Here is a 4,259-nt window from a genome sequence, read left to right as displayed (position 1 = left end):
CCGTTCGGGAAGGCGGTCTGCCAGCCCGGCTTGACCGCTCCGCCCTTCTCCAGCGCCGTGATGTCGGTTGCCTGGTTGAAGGTGACGACGTCGGCCTGCAGCCCTTCCAGGATCGACCGCGCCTGCTTCGAGGTGCCGGCATGCGACTGCTCGACCGTCACATCCTGGCCCGACTTGCCCTTCCAGTAGCTCTGGAAGGCCGGGTTGATGTCAGCATAGAGCTCGCGCCCGACATCGAAGGAGGCGTTGAGGATGGTGGTCTGGGCCTCGGCCGCGCCGCCGGTCAGCAGGCCGGCCGCGACGGCCAGCGCCAGGAAGGAACGCTTCATCGAAATCTCCTTGGAGGAATGCTCAGGCGGCCTGGCGCGCGGGGAAGAGGCCGAAATGGCTGGCGCCGACCTGCAGGGTCTCGCCCGCGGCGGGCAGGCGCGTGGCCAGCTGGCGCCGATGCCATTCCAGGTCGAGGGGGATGGCGCCGTGCTGGGTCACCGCCTCGACCCGCACCAGCGGACCGACGACGTTGACGCTGCGGATCGCGATCGGGAAGGCGTCGCTGCGCGCATCCTGCGGCACCAGATCATGCGGCCGGACGAAGATCTCGCCGGCGCCGTCCGGCCCGGCATAGCCCGCCGGCCGCGGCAGCACCGCGCCCTCGACATCGACCCGGTCGGGCCCGATGCGGCAGGGCAGGCGCACGGCCTGGCCCAGGAATTCGTAAACGAAGGGCGTCGCCGGCCGCTCATACACCTCGGCCGGGCTGCCGATCTGCTCGACCTTGCCGTGGTCCATCACCACCACCTGGTCGGCCAGCTCCAGCGCCTCCTCCTGGTCGTGGGTGACGAAGACTGTGGTCAGCTTCAGCGTCTGGTGCAGCTCGCGCAGCCAGCGGCGCAGGTCCTTGCGCACCCGGGCGTCGAGCGCGCCGAAGGGCTCGTCCAGCAGCAGGATGCGCGGCTCGATCGCCAGGGCGCGGGCCAGGGCCACGCGCTGGCGCTGGCCGCCGGACAGCTGGTCCGGGTAGCGGTCGCCGAACTTCTCCAGCTGCACCAGGGCCAGCAGCTCCTTGGCGCGGGCGCGGATCGCCTCCGCCTCCGGCCGGGTCTGGCGCGGCCGGACCTTCAGGCCGAAGCCGATATTGTCCAGCACGCTCATATGCCGGAACAGGGCGTAGTGCTGGAACACGAAGCCGACCTGGCGGTCGCGGACATCGACCGCCGACATGTCGGTGCCGCCGATCCGCAAGCTGCCGGCATCGGCATGCTCGAGCCCGGCGATGATGCGCAGCAAGGTCGTCTTGCCCGAGCCGGAGGGGCCGAGCAGGGCGCAGAGATGCCCCGCATCGATGTCGAGGCTGATGCCCGACAGCGCGGTGAACTCCTGAAACCGCTTCTCGATCCCGCGAAGCTCGACGCGCATCGATTTTGCCTGTATTTACTGTAAATAAAGGGCTTCCATCATAGCGGAGCGTAGATAGTGCGCCAGCGGAAAATCTGGCATTGCGGGGATGGTTGGCGGAATTGAACTAAAACTAAGTGTCATTGCCGGGCTTGACCCGGCAATCCAGTGGGTTTCGACGCTCTCTGGATGCCCGGGTCAAGCCCGGGCATGACAGGGGAGGGGACGCTCCTTAGGACACGTCCTCCGCCGGCTCCAGCCGGATCACCGAGCCGTCGATCAGCACCTTGCCGCGGTTCTCGAAATTTACCGTGACTGCCGATCACCGACTGCACCTGGCCGGGTCCCCAGTCGGGCTGGTCCGGATGCCGCACCCACATGCCGGGCGCCAGCCCCAGATCGATTCCGAACCCGTTCTCGAACGCCATCAACAAGCTCCCACGGCTTCCCGGCCATGTTGCCATGGATTGCAGGGTCGCGTCAGCGGGGTTACACCCGAAGGGCAATCGGAGTTCCCATGGTCGATCGCCCGCCCTGCCGCCCCGAGACCCTCGCCGCCCGCCTCGACGGCTATCTCTGCGGCGATACCGGCGCGATCGTGCCCCCGATCCACCCATCCTCGACCTATGCCCGCGACGCCGCCTATGCCCAGGTCGGCGGCCGCGGCTACAGCCGCGACGACAACCCGACCTATCTGCAGGCCGAGGCGCTGCTGGCGCGGCTGGAGGGTGGCTCGGCGGCGATGCTGTTCGCCTCCGGCATGGCGGCGATCGCGGCGCTGTTCCAGGCGCTGGCGCCGGGCGACCACGTGGTTTGCTCGCGCGACATGTATTTCGGCACCGGCAAGCTGCTGCGCGAGCTGCTGATCCCCTGGGGCCTGGCCTGCGACCTGGTCGACACCACCGACCTCGACGCCCTGCGCGCCGCGATCCGGCCGGGAGTGACGAAGCTGGTCTATGTCGAGACGCCGGCCAACCCGATCTGGTCGGTCACCGACATCGCCGCCGCCGCCGCCATCGCCCATGCGGCCGGGGCGTGGCTCGCGGTCGACAACACCTCGGCCTCGCCGGCGCTGTGCCGGCCGATCGCCCATGGCGCGGACCTCGTCGTCCACTCCGCCACCAAATACCTGAACGGCCATTCCGACGTGGTGGCCGGCGCGGTGGTGACGGCGGCGGACGTCCCGCTGTGGCAGCGCATCGGCCGCATCCGCTTCCTGGCCGGCCCGGTGCTGGGGCCGTTCGAGGCCTGGCTGCTGCTGCGCGGCATGCGCACGCTGTTCGTGCGGGTGCGCGCCGCCAGCGCCAGCGCCCAGCTGATCGCCGAGCGCTTCGACGGCCATCCGGCGGTGGCGCAGGTCTGCTATCCCGGCCTGCCGGGCTTCCCCGGTCATGCCGTCGCGGCGCAGCAGATGGAGGGCGGCTTCGGCGGCATGCTGTCGCTGCGCCTGGCCGGCGGGCGTGAGGCGGCGCTGCGCGCGATCTCCCGCGTCCGCATCTTCATCCGCGCCACCTCGCTCGGCGGGGTCGAGAGCCTGATCGAGCACAGGGCGACGATCGAGAAGGAGGACGGCACGGTGCCCGACGACCTGCTGCGCCTGTCGATCGGCATCGAGGCGGCGGAGGACTTGATTGCCGATCTGGAGCAGGCCCTGGCGGAGTAGGATGAAGGATACAGGCTGGACTTCTCCTTTATTGTCATCCTCAGGCTTGACCCGAGGATCCAGGGGCTTTCAAGAACCGCTCTCCGTGGCCTCTGGATTGCCGGGTCGAGCCCGGCAATGACAATAGTGGGTCGTAGGGACCGAAGAGCAGAACAACGAAGACAGGGACGGCATGGCGGACAGGGAAACGGGGGCCTTCGTCGACTTCGTCGACGTGGCCAAGACCTATGACGGCGAGACGCTGGTGGTGCGGGGTCTGGACCTCGCCATCCGGCAGGGCGAGTTCCTGACCCTGCTCGGCCCCTCCGGCTCGGGCAAGACCACGACGCTGATGATGCTGGCCGGGTTCGAGACGCCGACCCGCGGCCGCATCCTGCTGGAGGGCAAGGCGATCGACGCCCTGCCGCCCTGGCGCCGCGACATCGGCATGGTGTTCCAGAACTACGCCCTGTTCCCGCACATGACGGTGCGCGAGAACGTGGCCTTCCCGCTCAAGGTCCGCGGCATCGGCGGCGCGGATGCGGAGAAGCGGGTCGAGCGCGCGCTCGACATGGTCAAGCTGGGCGGCTTCGGCGGCCGCCGCCCGGCTCAGCTCTCCGGCGGGCAGCAGCAGCGCGTCGCCCTGGCCCGGGCCCTGGTGTTCGAGCCGCGGCTGGTGCTGATGGACGAGCCCCTGGGTGCGCTCGACAAGCAGCTGCGCGAGCACATGCAGCTCGAGATCAAGCATCTGCACCGGTCGCTCGGCGTCACCGTGGTCTATGTCACGCACGACCAAAGCGAGGCGCTGACCATGTCCGACCGCATCGCCGTGTTCCATGAGGGGGCGATCGACCAGCTGGCGGCGCCGGACGACCTGTACGACCGGCCGGAGACCGCTTTCGTCGCCCAGTTCATCGGCGAGAACAACAAGCTGGCCGGGACGGTCGAGACCCTGGCGGGCGGGCAGTGCACGGTCGCGGTCGACGGCGGCTTCTCGGTGCTGGCGACGCCGGTCGGGGCGGCGGGGCAGGGGGCCCGCGCCACCCTGTCGATCCGGCCGGAGCGGGTGCGCCTGGCCCCTGGCGCCGAAGCCGGCCCGAACCGCTTCCCGGCGCGGATCGAGGAGCTGATCTTCCACGGCGACCACACCCGCGCCCGGCTGTCGCTGCTGGGCCGCGACGATTTCGTGCTCAAGCTGCCGAACGCCGATGGCCGGCCGGCC

4 protein-coding genes and 1 pseudogene are annotated in these 4,259 nt (G+C 69.7%); 2 read left to right on the top strand and 3 right to left on the bottom strand.

Translation table 11 applies throughout. The features are described 5' to 3' along the window. The 3 genes and pseudogenes from ABDW35_RS32965 to ABDW35_RS32955 form a co-directional block, all read right to left on the bottom strand. On the bottom strand, positions 1-329 hold a 329-nt coding region (locus ABDW35_RS32965; protein ID WP_343718080.1), incomplete at its 3' end, for a substrate-binding domain-containing protein. 22 nt (positions 330-351) lie between these two features. Beyond that, positions 352-1,416 (bottom strand): sulfate ABC transporter ATP-binding protein, encoded by a 1,065-nt coding sequence (locus ABDW35_RS32960; RefSeq protein ID WP_343718079.1) that lies wholly within the window; start codon positions 1,414-1,416, stop codon positions 352-354. A gap of 211 nt (positions 1,417-1,627) precedes the next feature. Further along, positions 1,628-1,823, bottom strand: a pseudogene (locus ABDW35_RS32955) (DUF3553 domain-containing protein). A gap of 89 nt (positions 1,824-1,912) precedes the next feature. Here ABDW35_RS32955 and ABDW35_RS32950 point away from each other — a divergent pair. Both ABDW35_RS32950 and ABDW35_RS32945 read left to right on the top strand, forming a co-directional pair. Further along, a complete protein-coding gene (locus ABDW35_RS32950; RefSeq protein WP_343718078.1) occupies positions 1,913-3,058 on the top strand; it encodes a PLP-dependent transferase in 1,146 nt (381 codons plus the stop codon). A 172-nt stretch (positions 3,059-3,230) separates the two neighbouring features. Then, positions 3,231-4,259: ABC transporter ATP-binding protein (locus ABDW35_RS32945; protein ID WP_343718077.1), on the top strand; the 1,029-nt coding region annotated here is incomplete at its 3' end.

The sequence above is a fragment of the Inquilinus sp. genome (assembly GCF_039594555.1).
Classification (GTDB): domain Bacteria; phylum Pseudomonadota; class Alphaproteobacteria; order DSM-16000; family Inquilinaceae; genus Inquilinus.
This window is presented reverse-complemented; position numbering and strand designations above follow the sequence as displayed.